Here is a 16,123-nt window from a genome sequence, read left to right on the forward strand (position 1 = left end):
GGCTTAGCGCGACCACGGGGTCGCGGCTTCGCAGGGTCACACCCAGCGGGACCGCACCTCGGGCGCCAGCTTCTCGACGGCCAGCCGGACCGCCGGTCGCGACATGTCGGCGACGTGCTCGTCGAGGAACGCCACGAGACTGTCCTGGTCCCGGACTCCCGCGTGCTTGAGGAAGATGCCGACAGGCTTGTGCACCAACGGATCCCGGTCGGCCGCCAGCAGTCCGGCGAGCTCCCAGCCGACCTCGACGTCGGGGGTGTCGAGCAGCCCGAGCGGGGCCGTCATGGCGGTCCGTCGACGCAACGGCTCGCGCGAGCCGGCGAGGTCACGCAGGACCTGCTTGTCGCGGCCGACCAGCCACAGCCCGATGACCCGCGGCGCCGCACGGTCGACCATGTCCCACGTCGTGATGCGGTGGTGGTGGGCGAGGTAGGTGCGGGCGAGCGTGCCGCGCCCGTGGCCGTCGATGCGCTTGCGACGTGCCTTGAAGTCGAGGATGCAGAGGGCCGCCAGCCGGGGCTCGTACGCCGGGTGCGCGAGCAGCCGCTCGACCTCCGAGAGGGGTAGGCGCGTGTGCCGTTTCGCGACGGCGAAGAGCGTGCCCATCCGCACCCCGATCGCCTCCTCGTCCGGGGCCAGCCGCCGGCGCACCGCGGCGAGCGCCTCGTCACTGCGCTCCGCCTCGAGCTCGGCGACCACCGCGTCGGCGGACGTCGGCGCGGGACTCAGGACAGTCCCTCGAGCGGCGCTCGCGTGGTGCCGTCGGCGTCGACGAGGAGCAGCACCGGCTCTGAGGCGTCGCCACCCCGCACGACGACGACCGTCTCGCCCCGGTGCCGGTCGACGAGCTCCTCGAGACCCGAGGACCCGTCGTGCAGGTCACCGTGGCCGAGGTGCGACGGGACCCCGAGGTCGTCGGCCAAGGACTCGACGGGACCCGTGTCGGGGACGTCGTCGGCGGCATACACCGCCTGGACCTTCTCGAGGTGGACGGCCGACGCCAGCCACGGGACGTCCGCCAGCCCCGGCGGGTTGACGACGATGATGCGCGCGGCGCACTGCAGGTCGCTCATGCCTGCGACGCTACGCCTGCTCAGACCGGCGCGGACTCGAGTGGCGCGAGACCGCGTGCGGCACGGATCACACCGACCATCTCGCCCATGATGTCGTTGAGCCCGAAGTCCTTCGGCGTGAAGACCATGGCGACCCCGGCCTCGCGCAGCGCGGCGGCGTCGGACTCGGGGATGATCCCGCCGACGACGACCGGCACGTCGCCCGCCCCCGCCTCGCGCAGGCCGCGCAGCACCTCGGGGACGAGCTCCATGTGCGAGCCGCTGAGGATCGAGATGCCGACGAGGTGCACGTCCTCGGCCACGGCGGCCGCGACGATCTGGTCCGGCGTCAGGCGGATGCCCTGGTAGACCACCTCGAAGCCGGCGTCGCGGGCCCGGACGGCCACCTGCTCGGCGCCGTTGCTGTGACCGTCGAGTCCCGGCTTGCCGACGAGGATGCGCAGCTTCTCGCCGAGCTCCTCGCCGGTGCGTGCGACGAGGTCGCGCACGCGGGACAGGGCGTCTCCCGGCTCGCTCGAGGAGACACCCACCGAGCCGGAGACCCCGGTGGGAGCGCGGTACTCGCCGAACTGCTCGCGCAGTGCCGCAGCCCACTCCCCCGTCGTGACCTCGGCGCGAGCGCACTCGAGGGAGGCCTGCATGAGGTTGGCTCCCGACGCGGCGTCGGCGCGCAGCCGCTCCACGGCAGCAGCTGCACGGGCTCGACGCTCGGGGTCGGCGTCACGGCTCTCGCGCCACTCGCGCACGGCCTCGGACGCGTGGCGCTCGACGTCGGCGTCGACCGTCTGGATGGCCGCGTCGAGGTCGGCCGTCAGCGGGTTGGGCTCGGTCGTCCCGAACTTGTTGAGACCGACGACGACGGACTCGCCCGCCTCGATGCGGCGGCGGCGCTCGGCGTGGGAGGCGACGAGGGCGGACTTCATGTAGCCGGACTCGACGGCGGCCACGGCCCCGCCCATCTCCTCGACGCGCGCCATCTCGGCCTTGGCGCCGGCGACGAGCTCGGCGACCTTGGCCTCGACGACGACGGAGCCGGTGAAGAGGTCGTCGTACTCCAGCAGGTCGGACTCGTAGGCGAGCACCTGCTGCATGCGCAGGCTCCACTGCTGGTCCCAGGGCCGCGGCAGGCCGAGCGCCTCGTTCCAGGCCGGCAGCTGGATGGCACGGGCGCGGGCGTCCTTGGACAGGGTCACCCCGAGCATCTCGAGGACGATGCGCTGGACGTTGTTCTCGGGCTGGGCCTCGGTCAGGCCGAGGCTGTTGACCTGGACGCCGTAGCGGAAGCGGCGTGCCTTGGCGTCGGTGACGCCGTAGCGCTCGCGGGTCAGCTCGTCCCAGAGCTCGACGAAGGCCCGCATCTTGCACATCTCCTCGACGAACCGCACACCGGCGTTGACGAAGAAGGAGATCCGGGCGACGACGCTGGCGAACTCCTCGGCGGGCACCTGTCCCGAGTCGCGCACGGCGTCGAGGACCGCGACCGCGGTCGACATGGCGTACGCGATCTCCTGCACCGGCGTGGCCCCGGCCTCCTGCAGGTGGTAGCTGCAGATGTTGATGGGGTTCCACTTCGGGATCTCGCGGACCGTGTAGGCCACGAGGTCGGTGATGAGCCGCAGCGACGGGCCGGGCGGGAAGACGTAGGTCCCTCGCGAGAGGTACTCCTTGATGATGTCGTTCTGCGTCGTCCCCGCCAGGGCGTGCACCCACTCGGCGGGGTCCTCGCCCGCGGCTTCCGCCTGGCGCTCGGCCGCGACCTGGTAGAGCGCGAGCAGCCACATCGCCGTCGCGTTGATGGTCATCGAGGTGTTCATCTCGCGCAGCGGGATGTCGGCGAAGAGCGCCGCCATGTCGCCGATGTGGCTGATCGGCACGCCGACCTTGCCGACCTCGCCGCGCGCCAGCACGTGGTCCGGGTCGTAGCCCGTCTGGGTCGGCAGGTCGAAGGCGACGGACAGGCCCGTCTGACCCTTCGCGAGGTTGCGGCGGTAGAGCGCGTTGCTCGCAGCGGCACTCGAGTGGCCGGCGTACGTGCGCATGACCCACGGGCGGTCGGGCGTCACCCGGGCCGCCGGGTGCGGTGTGCTCTCCGTCGAAGACATGGCTCGACGGTAGCGGCGGGGTCGCGCGGTGGGCAGGCGCTCAGGCGGTGAGAGGCGCCACAGTCACGCCGGCCGGCGTGGGACCCCCGGAGCTGTGCCGGGGGGCGAGGATGCGCTCGAGCCGGCAGCCGCGCAGCAGCCGCGTCGTGCGGTCGCTCGCGTCGACGAGCAGCAGCCGGCGCTCGGCGCGGGTGGCCCGCCGGTGGAGGTGGACGATCACCCCGAGACCGGTGGCGTCACCGATCTCGGCGCTGCCGAGGTGCAGGCGCAGCTCGCCGGGCCCCTCGTTGATGACCGCGTGGATCGCATCGCGGATGTCCGGGACCGTGTGGACGTCGAGACGGCCCTCGATGATGACATCGTGGCCGTCAGGCGCGTCGAGCACTCGGACCGGACCCCTGCGGTGGGTGTTCAGCGTCATGTAGACCCCTCTCAACGCTGTGCCGTCACCATGATGACGCCTCAGCCGACGAAAACGTTGCCCCTAGGAGTCAAGAAGTGGTCAAGAAATACGACCTCGGGGCCAACGCGTGACGCGGCACCATGACCCGGTCGGAGCACATCCGACAAAGCAGGACGAACCGCCGACGGGCGGCGCCGGCGCGCTAGTCGAAGGTCGGCTCGTCGTCGGGCTCGCGGGTGACGTCGGCCCCGAGGGCACGCAGCGCCTGCTCGAACCGCGGGTAGCCGCGGTCGATGTGGTGGACGCCGCTGACGAGGGTCTCGCCCTCGGCCACGAGGCCCGCGATGACGAGGGCGGCGCCCGACCGGATGTCGCTGCTCTCGACGGGAGCGCCCGAGAGGATCGGGACGCCGTGCGTCATGACGTGGTGGCCGTCGACCTGGGCGTCGGCGCCGAGGCGGGCGAGCTCCTGGACGGTGCGGAAGCGCGCCTCGAAGAGGTTCTCCGTCACCATGGCCGAGCCGTCGGCGACGGCGTTGTAGGTCAGGGCGAAGGGCTGCAGGTCGGTCGGGAAGCCGGGGTAGGGCAGCGTCGCGACGTCGAAGGCGCGGGGGCGCCGCTCACGCGCCGAGACCCGGAAGCCGCGGGCGGTCGTCTCGACGTGGCAGCCTGCTGCCTCGAGGGCTCCCAGCGGAGCGCGCAGGTGGTCCGCGACCCCACCGACCACCTCGATGTCGCCACGGGTCGTCGCCGCCGCGAAGGCCCACGTGCCGGCCGCGATGCGGTCGGAGACGACCGCGTGCTCGGTCGGCTGCAGCGACTCGACGCCGTGCACCGTGATGCGGGACGTGCCGGCACCCTCGACGCGGGCGCCCATCGAGACGAGCATCTCGGCGATGTCGACGATCTCGGGCTCCTTGGCCACGTTGTCGATCGTCGTCGTGCCGCGAGCGAGGACCGCTGCGGTAAGGATGTTCTCGGTCGCGCCGACGCTCGGGAAGTCCAGTCGGATGTCGGCGCCCGTCAGCCCGCGCGGTGCGGTGGCGACGAGGTAGCCGTGGGTCACGTGGACCTCGGCGCCGAGCGCCTCGAGCCCCGCCGCGTGCAGGTCGAGCCCTCGGGAGCCGATCGCGTCCCCGCCGGGGACGGCGACGTCGGCCTCCCCCACGCGGGCCACGAGTGGACCGAGCACCGAGATCGAGGCCCGCAGGGCGCGGACGAGCTCGTAGTCGGCGCGGTGACCGATGCGCTCGGGCACGTCGAGCACGACGACGCCGGCCGCCGCGTCGTAGTCGACGCCGACCCCGAGGCGCCGCAGCAGCTCGGCCATGATCGTCACGTCGGCGATCGCCGGGACGTTCGTCAGGGTGCTGCGGCCGACCCCCAGCAGGGCCACGGCCATCAGCTTGAGGGCGCTGTTCTTGGCGCCCACGACGGACACCTCACCCATGAGGTGTGCGCCACCGACGACGCGAAATCGCTCTCTCACCCACCGAACCCTAGCGGGGACGTGGGCGCTCGCCGGACGACGAGGGGCGGGTGAGAGAGTGGCCCCATGGTCAACCTGACGCGGATCTACACGCGCACCGGCGACGACGGCACCACGAGCCTCGGCGACTTCTCACGGGTGAGCAAGAACGACGCCCGGCTGCACGCCTACGCGGACTCCAACGAGGCCAACGCGGCGATCGGCATCGCGGTCGCGTGCGGCGGGCTGACCGACGAGGTGACGGCCACCCTGCAGCGCGTGCAGAACGAGCTGTTCGACGTCGGCGCCGACCTGTCGACGCCGCTGCGCGAGCGCTACGACTACCCGCCCCTGCGCGTCGAGCAGCCGTGGGTCGACGACCTCGAGAAGGACTGCGACCACTACCTCGAGCAGGTCGAGAAGCTGCGCTCGTTCATCCTGCCCGGAGGCACGCCCGGCTCTGCGTACCTCCACCTCGCGACGACGATCGTGCGGCGGGCCGAGCGGTCCGCGTGGGCGGCCGTCGACCAGCACGGCACCGAGCCGGCGGCCGAAGGCACCGATGCCCGCGGTGTCGGCGGTGTCAACGTGCTGACGGCGAAGTACCTCAACCGCCTCTCCGACCTGCTCTTCATCCTGGCCCGCATCGCCAACAAGCCCATCGGCGGCGACGTGCTGTGGCAGCCCGGCGGCGGCAGGGTCGACAAGCCCGAGCGCAAGCGGCACTGACCCGCGCGGGACCCGCCCACGCGGCATACGGCATACGGTAGCGCGCCTGATCGGGCGCGAGATCGTGCAGCCCGTGTCTCCAGACCGCAGCACCGGCGCGATCACGCGCACGACCAGACGCCGGATCTCGCGCATCCACACCCTCTCGGCCCGGACACTGCCCGTCCACAGCGGTGGCCCAGCCGCTGGTCGTGGGTGCGGGCGCTGAGCACAGTGGCCGCATGGACCGCACCCTCTCCCCGTTGCTGCGAGACATCGCGCAGCACCAGCACGGCGTCCTGACGCGGCGCCAGCTGCTCGACGGGGGCGTCACGCCCGCACAGCTGCGCACCCGCCTCGGCCGGGAGTGGCGGCTCGTCCTGCGCGGGGTCGTCCTGCTCTCCAACGGCACGCCGAACGAGCAGCAACGCCTCATGGCCGCCCAGCTCTTCGCGGGACCACGCAGCTGGCTCGCAGGTCCCACCGCGGCAGCGCTGCACGGCATCGGTGACCTGACGGTCACCAACCCCGTCCACGTGCTCGTCCCGGCACCGCTCCGGTCACGCACCCACGCCTGGGTCGTCGTGCGCAACACGACCCTGCTCGACGAGCCGCTGCACCGGCGCGGACCGCTGCGGCTCTCCTGCCCCGCCCGCGCCGCCGTCGACGCCGCGGCAGCCGCCCCGTCCGACGAGCTGGCCCGGGCCGTCCTCGTCTCGGCGGCGCGCTCACGGACGGCGCGGATGGGCGACCTGCTGCACTGGGTGCTCGCCGGGGGTCAGGTCGGCTCGCACCGCCTCCACGCCGGCCTGTCCCTGGCGGCCACGGGTGCCTGGTCGCTGCCCGAGGCGGAGCTGCTCGCCCTGCTGTCCACCTCGAGCGTCCTGCCGCCGCTGCTCGCCAACCCCGAGCTGCGCGACGGCGAGGGGGGCCGGCTCACCACCCCCGACGTCTGGGTCGACGACGTGGCGATGGCGGTCATGGTGCACAGCCGGAAGTGGCACGCGGGCGAGCGCGAGTGGGAGTCGACCATCGAGCAGGACACCGACCTCCAGGCCGCACGCGTCGTCGTCGTCGGGGTGACCCCCCACTCGATCCGCGCCCGACCCCGCTGGGTGCTGGAACGCGTCGAGGCGGCATACCTTCGTGCGAGGACGGCGGGCGTGCGCGCGGACGTGGTCGCGACGCCGCGGGACCCGTGGCAGGGCGGGCTGCTCCAGCCGCCCGGCCCGGTGCCTGAGTCCGGAAGGGTCCGAACCCGTTCCTGATGGTGCGGCTGGTCGCGCAGGCGCTGTCGCCAAGGCGCACCAGCGGCGCGATCTCGTGCCCGATCTCGCGCCTGATCTCGTGTCTGATCTCGAGGCTCAGCCGCCCCCGTCGAGGCGTCGAGGCGTCAGGCGACGTTGACGTTGTAGCCGGGCGGAGCGGCCTCCTGCCACGACCGCAGCGCGGTGTAGGCAGGTCCCTGCAGGGCGAGCTCGAAGTCGTTGTCGCCGTCGCTGCACGGCACCCGGCTCGCGCCCGGCAGCAGCGGGATCGAGTCGCTGCCCCGGAGCAGCTCCGGCACGTCGAGCAGAAGTCGCTGGCGCAGCCAGCGGTGCCTCGGGCGCACGGAGACGCCCCCGAGGGTGTACCACTCGAGGGCGTTGTCGCCGAACCTGATCAGGCCCAGGCGCCAGCGGTCGGACGACGACCGGCGCATGCCGCACAGCGTCAGCGGCAGTCCCTTGGCGATGTAGCGGCGGCGCAGGAAGGTCGTCGCGAGGACGACCACGGCGATCACCAGCAGCGTGCCGATCACGATCTCGGTGGAGACGAGAACGGACGGCACGCGCGGCCTCAGTTCGTCTGCAGCGACGAGGCGTCGACGTGCTCGGCGACGATCGTCACCACGTCGGAGTCGACGGAGAGGAACCCGCCGTCGACCATCACGGTGCGGCGCTCGCCCTCGAGGGACTCGATGGCCACCTCGCCCTCGACGAGGACACCGAGCAACGGGGTGTGGCCCGGCAGGATGCCCAGCTCGCCCGAGATGGACCGAGCGCGTACGAACTTGGCCTCGCCCTCCCAGACCTTCCGGTCGGCGGCAACCATCTCTACCTTGAGCGAACTCACGTTTCCTCCGGATCGTGGGGTTGTGATCTGCAGTTTAGTGCCTCTGCGAGGATGCTCCGTACGCGAGGTGGCGCAGGCCGCCCGCTCCGATCCCCAACCCTCCACAGGAGTCCTGTCCATGAGCACAGCCGTGTCCGACGCCCTTCTCGAGCCGGCCCGCCGACCCGTGGCCGTCGCCACCCTGACCGACGTCATCGACGCCGAGGTGGCCGACAAGTCCGGCTTCGGCGGCGCCGCCGTCAAGGCCGGCTACGCCGCCGCCAAGAAGCTCGGCGGCAATTTCGTCACGAGCGCCACCGACCGCCTGCTCCCCCAGTTCGCGACCGCGCTCGACCCGTTCTGGGCCACGAAGGGCGAGCAGCCCTTCGGTGCGCACCTCGCGGCGCAGCCCGACGCCGCCGCCGACGCCCTGCTGGCGGTGACCGACGCCAAGGCCGCGACGACCTCGCACGGCTCCGCGGCCAAGGTCTACGGTTCGCTGCGCGGCAAGGCCAAGGAGCACGTCGTCGCCGCCCTCCCGCGTCTCGGCGCGGCGGTGGAGCGTCTCGTCCCCTGACGTGGCTCCGGCTCCGGCGGGTTCACCGAGCAGGTATGCCGTCGGGCCGGCTCCCATGGGGAGCCGGCCCTTCGTGCGTCCGCCGGTGGGTCAGTCGACCCGCGCGTCCGTGGCGGCCCGGCCGTCGGACGGCGCTTCGCGCAGGGCGTCGGGCGTGGCCTCGTGCGGGGCCTCGTTCTGGGCCTGGTTCTGGCCCTCGTGCTGAGCCTCGTGCTGAGCCTCGTGCGGGCGGTCCTCGGCGACGCGCGGCAGCTCGGGACTGAACTCCGACCCGAGGTCGGAGATGGCCTGCCTGGCGAACACCTGCTGCTCGGTCACCACCCGCTCGGACCGGCCGCGGCCGATGAAGGTGACGACCCAGTGCAGCAGCGTCGTGATGCGGTGCTTGAAGCCGATGATGTAGACGAGGTGGACGGCGAGCCACAGCAGCCAGGCGAAGAACCCGCTGAACTGCGCCTTGCCCACCGACGCGACGGCCGAGAAGCGCGAGATCGTGGCCATCGACCCCTTGTCGAAGTACTCGAACGGCCCCTTGGGCTCCTGGCCAGCGAGCCGGCGCATGATCTGCTCCGCCGCGTAGCGCCCGCCCTGGATCGCGACCTGGGCCACGCCGGGCAGGTTCTTCAGGGCCATCATGTCGCCGACGACGAAGACCTCGGGGTGGCCGGGCAGCGTGAGGTCGTCCTGGACCTCGATACGGCCGGCCCGGTCGAGCGACGCGCCGGTCTGGTCGGCGAGCTGGCGCCCGAGCGGTGAGGCGCTGACGCCGGCCGCCCAGACCTTGCAGACCGACTCGATGCGCTCGCGGCTGCCGTCGCCGTGCTCGACCTCGATGCCGGTCGAGTCGACGTCGACGACCTTGGCGCCGAGGCGCACCTCGACCCCCATCTCCGTGAGGCGGTTGACGGCGCGGTCACCGAGCTTCTCGCCGAAGGAGCCGAGCACCGCCGGGGCGGCGTCGAGCAGGATGACCCTGGCCTTGGTGGGGTCGATGCGCCGGAAGTCGCGCTTGAGGGTGCGTCGGGCGAGCTCGGAGATCTGTCCGGCCATCTCGACACCGGTCGGACCGGCGCCGACGACGACGAAGGTCATGAGCCGGTCGATCTCGGCCGGCGTGGTCGCGAGCTCGGCGAGCTCGAACGAGCCGAAGATGCGGCCACGCAGCTCGAGCGCGTCGTCGATGGACTTCATGCCGGGGGCGTGCCGGGCGAACTGGTCGTTGCCGAACCATGACTGTCCCGCGCCGGCAGCGACGATGAGCGAGTCGTAGGGGGTGACGGTCTCGCGGCCGACGGCCGTGTGGGTCACGGTGCGCGCCTCGAGGTCGATGTCGGTCACGTCGCCGAGCAGCACCTTGGCGTTGTCCTGACGGTGCAGCACCTCGCGCGTCGACGGCGCGATCTCGCCCTCGGACAGGATGCCGGTGGCGACCTGGTAGAGGAGCGGCTGGAAGAGGTGGTGGGTCGTGCGCGCGATGAGGGTGACGTCGACGTCGGCGCGCTTCAGCTTCTGCGTGCTGAACAGGCCGCCGAAGCCCGATCCGATGACGACGACCCGGTGGCGCGTGGCCTGCTGGGTGGAGCTGCTCACGATTCTCCTCGTGCTGCGGTGGGTGCTGGCTCGTCGGCGCTGACGTGTCTCACAGGGTGCAACACCGGGCGTCGTCGGCACATGCCCACGATGCACGGCTCCGGGCGTGTGCTGGCGCACACCTCTGCCAGTCTGGCAGGGACGGTCGTCATCCGGCGTTCCTGCGCAGGACCACGAGCTCCGACGTCGAGCCGACCGGGTGGTAGCCCGCCTCGACCCTGGCCCGCAGCGGGTCCGCAGCCGCTCCCCCGGCAGGTTCGGGGCCCCACCACCGGGTCGGGTGGACCACGCAGTCGGGGGTCACGCCCCGGGTGTCGAGCCACCGCACGACGTGCGAGGTGCTGGGGCCGAAGTCCCCGAGCCAGGTCACCGGGCTCGCGACGTGCACGTCACCGAGGAGGTATGCCGCGGGGTAGCCGATCGCGAGCACGCTCGACCCGGGTCGCGCGCAGGTCCGGAGGGCGGCCTGGGCGCTCGCGACCTCGTCAGCCCTTCGCTGGCTGGTCAGCAGGCCGGCGTACGCGCCCGCCGGCGCCGCCACGTCGAGGCGCGCCAGAGGTGCGTCCCGGAAGCTCGTGGCCGTGTGGGCGGCGACGAGGGAGCCGAGCACGAGCACCCCGACCGCACCTGCCATGGCCGCCGCGAACGGTCGTCGCGGCGTGGGCGCAGGCTCGGGAGAGTCTGGATGCCGGTTCAGGGATTGCAGCCGGACCAGGCCGAGGAGCGCGCAGGCCGTCACGGCGAGGACGGCCGGTGCGAGACACGCCCCGACCGCGCCCCACCGCGGTGACGAGGCGGTGAAGGCCGCGACGGTCGGCGCCCCGACGAGCGCGGGTGCCAGGCCGATCACGAGCAGCCGCGCGGGCATCCCCCGCAGGCGGAGTGCCGTGACGACGGCGGCGGGCAGCAGGACGAGGCACAGCACGAGGGCGAGGACCGGACTCAGCCACGACCCGATGGAGTAGGTCGCCGTGACCGCGTCACGGGTCAGGCCCTGCACGGCCGTGAGGACCACCGCCGCGAGCAGGAGGGGCGCGGCGAACCGACTGCGGCGGGCGAGCGCCACGGCCGCGACGACCGCGAGGACGAGGGCGAACGCGACGGCGGGCTGGGCCAGCTCTCCCCCGAGGTAGGCCAGCCACGCCCGCAGACGGCCGAGCCGGTCGACGCCGCCGCCCTGGTAGTCGCTGGTGAAGGCGAGGGTCTCCCGCACGTGGTCGATGCCCCAGACCGCAACCGCGAGACCGACGACGACCGCGGCGGCCCCGGCGGCCCCGGCGACGAGCCCGATGCGTACGCGTCCCCTGGCGCAGGCGAGGCCGACGAGCAGCACTGCGGCCGCGGCCGGTGTCGTCACCGGGTGGCTCACGGCCCCGAGGGCGGCGGCGGACCCGCCGAGCACCGCCCAGCCGAGCGAGCCACGGGCGATGGCACCCGCCGCGCTGCTCGCGCCGACGAGGTAGAGCAGCGCCGGCGTCGTGTTGTAGCCGACGAGCTGCAGGTTGTACGCCGTCGGCACGACGGCCGTGACGGCCGAGAACCCCGCGACCACCCGGCCGGTGAAGCCCCGGACGGCCCACCAGGTCAGGGCCGCGACCCCGATCGACAGCGCGACGAAGTAGATCCGGGACGCGAGGACGATGCCGTCGAGACCCACGAGGTGCGACCAGACCCAGACGAACGGCACCGCGGGCCAGGCCCCGAGCACCTGCAGGTTCATCTCGTCGCGGAACGGCAGGTCACCCCGGGCCAGCCGCAGGGCCAGCTCGACGGCGTGCGTGCCGTCGCCGAGGTCGAGCCCCAGACGGGCTCGCGCACCGAGGGCCAGGCCCACGGCCAGCATGAGAAGGGGCGTCGCGACACGACGAACGGGGAGGGCCGCAAGGGCACCTCCCCGTCGTCGGGTGAGACCGGTCATTCCGGCTGTGGCGTGGTCTCAGAGGTTCTTCTGGATGTCCGCCCACTGGCGCTCGACGTCGTCGAGGCCACCACACATGAAGAAGGCCTGCTCGGCGACGTGGTCGTACTCGCCGTCGGCGATCTTCGTGAACGCCTCGATCGTGTCGGACAGCGGCACGGTCGAGCCCTCGATGCCGGTGAACTGCTTGGCGACGTAGGTGTTCTGCGACAGGAAGCGCTGGATGCGACGGGCCCGGTTGACGAGGATCTTGTCCTCCTCCGAGAGCTCGTCGATACCGAGGATCGCGATGATGTCCTGCAGCTCCTTGTTGCGCTGGAGGATCGACCTGATGCGCACGGCCGTGCTGTAGTGGTCGGCTGCCACGTAGCGCGGGTCGAGGATGCGCGAGGTCGAGGACAGCGGGTCGACGGCCGGGTAGATACCCATCGACGCGATGTCACGCGAGAGCTCGGTCGTCGCGTCGAGGTGCGCGAACGTCGTGGCCGGAGCCGGGTCGGTGTAGTCGTCGGCCGGCACGTAGATCGCCTGCATCGAGGTGATGGAGTGACCGCGCGTGGACGTGATGCGCTCCTGGAGGGTGCCCATCTCGTCGGCCAGGGTGGGCTGGTAGCCCACGGCGGACGGCATACGGCCGAGGAGGGTCGAGACCTCCGAGCCGGCCTGCGTGAAGCGGAAGATGTTGTCGATGAAGAGGAGAACGTCCTGCTTCTGGACGTCGCGGAAGTACTCCGCCATCGTCAGGGCCGACAGGGCGACGCGAAGACGCGTGCCCGGCGGCTCATCCATCTGGCCGAACACGAGCGCGGTCTGGCCGAGGACGCCGGCCTCCTCCATCTCGACCATGAGGTCGTTGCCCTCACGGGTGCGCTCGCCGACGCCGGCGAACACCGACACACCGCCGTGGTCACGGGCGACACGCGCGATCATCTCCTGGATGAGCACGGTCTTGCCGACGCCGGCACCACCGAAGAGGCCGATCTTGCCGCCCTGGACGTACGGGGTCATCAGGTCGATGACCTTGATGCCCGTCTCGAACATCGTGGTCTTCGACTCGAGCTGGTCGAAGGCGGGGGCCTTGCGGTGGATCCCCCAGCGCTCCTTGACCTCGAGCCGCTCGCCCTCGGCGAGGTTCATGCACTCGCCGGTGGTGTTGAACACGTGGCCGAGCGTCACGTCGCCGACGGGGACCGTGATGGGACCGCCGGTGTCCTGGACCGCCGAGCCGCGCACGAGGCCGTCGGTCGGCTGGAGCGAGATCGCACGGACCATGTTGTCGCCGATGTGCTGGGCGACCTCGAGGTTGATGTTCTTGGTCTCACCGGCGAGGGTGACCTCGGTCGTGAGCAGGTTGTACTGCTCCGGCATCGCGTGGACGGGGAACTCCACGTCGACGACCGGGCCGATGATGCGGGAGATGCGTCCGACGCCGCCCGCGGGCGGGGCCGTCCACGTGGTGTCGCTGACAGTTGCAGTCATGGTGGTCTGCTTCCTTACCTGTGGGCGTTACTTCTGGGCGTCGGCGAGGGCGTTGGCGCCGCCCACGATTTCGCTGATCTCTTGGGTGATGCCGGCCTGACGGGCCTGGTTGGCGAGGCGCTGGTAGGTCTTGATCAGCTCCGTCGCGTTGTCGGTGGCCGACTTCATCGCCCGCTGGCGCGCGGCGAGCTCGGAGGCTGCCGAGCTGAGCAGCGCGGTGAAGATGCGGTTGCGGACGTACTTCGGCAGGAGCAGGTCGAGCACCTCGGAGGCGTTCGGCTCGAAGGAGTACTCCGGCGCGATCTGACCCTCCTCGTAGTGGTGCACGCTGAGGTCCAGGCTCTCGTCGTCGCGGGCCTCGTCGGCCTCGACGACCTCTAGGGGCAGCAGGCGCAGCACGTGCGGGTCCTGGCGGACCATCGAGCGGAAGCGGGTGAAGACGATGTGGATCTCGTCGTGGCCGCCCTCCTCGGTGTCCTTGAGGAAGTCGGCCGTGATGCGGTCGGCGATCTCCTTGGCGTTCTCGAACGTCGGCGCGTCCGAGAAGCCGGTCCACTCGGCGGCGTACTCGCGCTTGCGGAACTTGTAGTAGCTCACGGCCTTGCGACCCACGAGGTAGGGCACGACCTCCTTGCCCTCGGCGGTCAGCCGGGAGATGAGCTCCGCGCTCTCCTTGATCGCCGCGACGGAGTAGGCACCGGCAAGTCCGCGGTCCGCCGTGATGATGACGACACCGGCCCGCTTGGCGGTCTCCTTCGCCGTCGTCAACGGGTGGTCCTCGTTCGTGTTGGTCGCCACCGCCGACACGGCGCGCGTCAGCGCGGTCGTGTACGGCATCGCCTCGGTCGCCCGCTGGCGAGCCTTGACGACGCGTGCGGCCGCGATCAGCTCCATCGCGTTGGTGATCTTCTTGATGGAGTTGACGGACTTGATGCGCTGGCGGTAGATCCGCATCTGCGCTCCCATGTGCTCCGCCTCTCTTGGTCTCTAAAAGTCTGTGGTTGCCGGCAGGGTGGGCTCACGCCCGCTCCCGTGTGCCGCCCGGCTGGGCCGGGCGGCACACGGGACTGGTCACTTCTGCTTGACGATCTGCGCCTGGGTGATCTGGTCGTCGGCGATCTCGTCGAACTGCTCGTTGCCGGCCTCGAGGCCGTCCTTGCCGGTGCCCCGGAAGGTGAACTTGACCTCGTCCACGACCTTGGACAGAGCCGTCTCGGTGTCCTCGTCGAGCTTGAGCGTCTCGCGGATCGTCTGGAGGATCTTGCCGTCGCGGCGCAGCGCCTCGAGCAGCTCGGACTCGAAGTTCCGCACGTCCTCGACGGCGATGTCGTCGAGCTTGCCGGTCGTGCCGGTCCAGATCGAGACGACCTGCTCCTCGACGGGGTACGGCGAGCTCTGCGGCTGCTTGAGCAGCTCGACGAGTCGCGCACCACGGGCGAGCTGGGCTCGCGAGGCGGGGTCGAGGTCGGAGGCGAACATCGCGAAGGCCTCCATGGCACGGAACTGCGCGAGGTCGAGCTTGAGTCGACCGGCGACGGACTTCATCGCCTTGATCTGCGCGGCACCACCGACTCGCGAGACCGAGACACCCACGTCGATGGCCGGACGCACGTTGGCGTTGAAGAGGTCGGCCTGCAGGTAGATCTGGCCGTCGGTGATCGAGATGACGTTGGTCGGGATGTACGCCGAGACGTCACCGGCCTTGGTCTCGATGATCGGCAGGCCCGTCATGGAGCCGTGGCCGAGCTCGTCGGACAGCTTCGCGCAACGCTCGAGGAGCCGCGAGTGCAGGTAGAAGACGTCACCCGGGTAGGCCTCGCGGCCCGGCGGACGGCGCAGCAGCAGCGACACGGCGCGGTAGGCCTCGGCCTGCTTGCTCAGGTCGTCGAAGACGATGAGGACGTGCTTGCCCTGGTACATCCAGTGCTGGCCGATGGCCGAGCCGGTGTAGGGCGCGAGGTACTTGAAGCCCGCCGAGTCCGACGCGGGGGCCGCCACGATCGTGGTGTACTCGAGCGCGCCGGCCTCCTCGAGGGTGCCGCGGACCGACGCGATGGTCGAGCCCTTCTGGCCGATGGCGACGTAGATGCAGCGGACCTGGGCGTCGGGGTCACCGGACTCCCAGTTGCGCTTCTGGTTGATGATCGTGTCGATCGCGACCGTGGTCTTGCCGGTCTGGCGGTCGCCGATGATCAGCTGGCGCTGGCCGCGGCCGATCGGCGTCATGGCATCGATCGACTTGATGCCGGTCTGGAGGGGCTCGTGCACCGACTTGCGCTGCACGACGTTGGGGGCCTGCAGCTCGAGGGCGCGACGCTCCTCGGACTTGATGTCGCCGAGACCGTCGATCGGGTTGCCGAGCGGGTCGACGACACGGCCGAGGAAGTCGTCACCGACCGGGACCGAGAGGACCTCGCCCGTGCGCTTGACGGTCTGGCCCTCCTCGATGCCGGCGAAGTCACCGAGGACGACGACACCGATCTCGTGGACGTCGAGGTTCAGGGCGAGGCCGAGCGTGCCGTCCTCGAACTGGAGCAGCTCGTTGGTCATGGCCGAGGGAAGACCCTCGACGTGAGCGATGCCGTCACCGGCGTCGGTGACGCGGCCGACCTCTTCGCGGGAGGCCGCGCCGGGCTCGTAGGACTGGACGAACGAGTCCAGAGCGTCCCGGATCTCCTCCGGACGGATCGAAAGCTCCGTCATGTCAGATC

15 protein-coding genes are annotated in these 16,123 nt (G+C 71.4%); 3 read left to right on the top strand and 12 right to left on the bottom strand.

Features of this window, described 5'->3' with window-relative positions; genetic code table 11:
- Positions 1 to 36: 36 nt before the first annotated feature.
- The 5 genes from IEY30_RS07860 to murA form a co-directional block, all read right to left on the bottom strand.
- Positions 37 to 699 carry a DNA alkylation repair protein gene (locus IEY30_RS07860; protein ID WP_229674902.1) on the bottom strand — a complete coding sequence of 221 codons (663 nt, stop codon included), beginning with the start codon at positions 697 to 699 and terminating at the stop codon, positions 37 to 39.
- A gap of 26 nt (positions 700 to 725) precedes the next feature.
- Positions 726 to 1,073 carry a hypothetical protein gene (locus tag IEY30_RS07865; RefSeq protein WP_030194958.1) on the bottom strand — a complete coding sequence of 116 codons (348 nt, stop codon included), beginning with the start codon at positions 1,071 to 1,073 and terminating at the stop codon, positions 726 to 728.
- A 20-nt stretch (positions 1,074 to 1,093) separates the two neighbouring features.
- Complete coding sequence (locus tag IEY30_RS07870) at positions 1,094 to 3,175, bottom strand: ethylmalonyl-CoA mutase (RefSeq protein WP_030194957.1); 2,082 nt, start codon at positions 3,173 to 3,175, stop codon at positions 1,094 to 1,096.
- A 40-nt stretch (positions 3,176 to 3,215) separates the two neighbouring features.
- On the bottom strand, positions 3,216 to 3,596 hold the full coding sequence (locus IEY30_RS07875; RefSeq protein ID WP_052358351.1) for an STAS domain-containing protein: 381 nt from the start codon (positions 3,594 to 3,596) through the stop codon (positions 3,216 to 3,218).
- A gap of 184 nt (positions 3,597 to 3,780) precedes the next feature.
- Complete coding sequence (gene murA, locus IEY30_RS07880) at positions 3,781 to 5,067, bottom strand: UDP-N-acetylglucosamine 1-carboxyvinyltransferase (RefSeq protein ID WP_030194953.1); 1,287 nt, start codon at positions 5,065 to 5,067, stop codon at positions 3,781 to 3,783.
- 66 nt (positions 5,068 to 5,133) lie between these two features.
- On the opposite strand from murA, the gene IEY30_RS07885 reads away from it, so the two are divergent.
- Entirely contained in the window at positions 5,134 to 5,775 is a 642-nt protein-coding gene (locus tag IEY30_RS07885; protein ID WP_030194951.1) for a cob(I)yrinic acid a,c-diamide adenosyltransferase, read from the top strand.
- Positions 5,776 to 5,996: 221 nt separating this feature from the next.
- Positions 5,997 to 7,022: a hypothetical protein gene (locus IEY30_RS07890; protein WP_030194949.1), complete on the top strand. Its 1,026-nt coding sequence runs from the start codon at positions 5,997 to 5,999 to the stop codon at positions 7,020 to 7,022.
- Positions 7,023 to 7,147: 125 nt separating this feature from the next.
- On the opposite strand, the gene IEY30_RS07895 is transcribed toward IEY30_RS07890, so the two are convergent.
- Both IEY30_RS07895 and IEY30_RS07900 read right to left on the bottom strand, forming a co-directional pair.
- On the bottom strand, positions 7,148 to 7,585 hold the full coding sequence (locus IEY30_RS07895; RefSeq protein WP_030194947.1) for a DUF2550 domain-containing protein: 438 nt from the start codon (positions 7,583 to 7,585) through the stop codon (positions 7,148 to 7,150).
- An 8-nt stretch (positions 7,586 to 7,593) separates the two neighbouring features.
- Positions 7,594 to 7,869 carry a F0F1 ATP synthase subunit epsilon gene (locus tag IEY30_RS07900; protein ID WP_030194945.1) on the bottom strand — a complete coding sequence of 92 codons (276 nt, stop codon included), beginning with the start codon at positions 7,867 to 7,869 and terminating at the stop codon, positions 7,594 to 7,596.
- Between the two features lie 118 nt (positions 7,870 to 7,987).
- Here IEY30_RS07900 and IEY30_RS07905 point away from each other — a divergent pair, with 118 nt between their 5' ends.
- Positions 7,988 to 8,425 carry a DUF6918 family protein gene (locus IEY30_RS07905; RefSeq protein WP_030194944.1) on the top strand — a complete coding sequence of 146 codons (438 nt, stop codon included), beginning with the start codon at positions 7,988 to 7,990 and terminating at the stop codon, positions 8,423 to 8,425.
- A gap of 90 nt (positions 8,426 to 8,515) precedes the next feature.
- Here IEY30_RS07905 and IEY30_RS07910 read toward each other — a convergent pair whose 3' ends face one another.
- From IEY30_RS07910 to atpA, 5 genes are all read right to left on the bottom strand, one after another.
- Positions 8,516 to 10,015, bottom strand: coding sequence for an NAD(P)/FAD-dependent oxidoreductase (locus IEY30_RS07910; RefSeq protein WP_081920357.1), 1,500 nt, complete (start codon positions 10,013 to 10,015; stop codon positions 8,516 to 8,518).
- Between the two features lie 148 nt (positions 10,016 to 10,163).
- Complete coding sequence (locus tag IEY30_RS07915) at positions 10,164 to 11,849, bottom strand: hypothetical protein (protein ID WP_156035134.1); 1,686 nt, start codon at positions 11,847 to 11,849, stop codon at positions 10,164 to 10,166.
- A gap of 102 nt (positions 11,850 to 11,951) precedes the next feature.
- Positions 11,952 to 13,412, bottom strand: coding sequence for a F0F1 ATP synthase subunit beta (gene atpD, locus IEY30_RS07920; protein ID WP_030194939.1), 1,461 nt, complete (start codon positions 13,410 to 13,412; stop codon positions 11,952 to 11,954).
- Between the two features lie 27 nt (positions 13,413 to 13,439).
- Positions 13,440 to 14,378, bottom strand: a complete 939-nt coding sequence (locus IEY30_RS07925; protein WP_030194938.1) for a F0F1 ATP synthase subunit gamma — start codon at positions 14,376 to 14,378, stop codon at positions 13,440 to 13,442.
- A gap of 105 nt (positions 14,379 to 14,483) precedes the next feature.
- Entirely contained in the window at positions 14,484 to 16,115 is a 1,632-nt protein-coding gene (gene atpA, locus IEY30_RS07930) for a F0F1 ATP synthase subunit alpha (RefSeq protein ID WP_030194937.1), read from the bottom strand.
- Between the last annotated feature and the right edge of the window lie 8 nt (positions 16,116 to 16,123).

The organism is Terrabacter tumescens (genome assembly GCF_014646815.1).
Classification (GTDB): domain Bacteria; phylum Actinomycetota; class Actinomycetes; order Actinomycetales; family Dermatophilaceae; genus Terrabacter; species Terrabacter tumescens.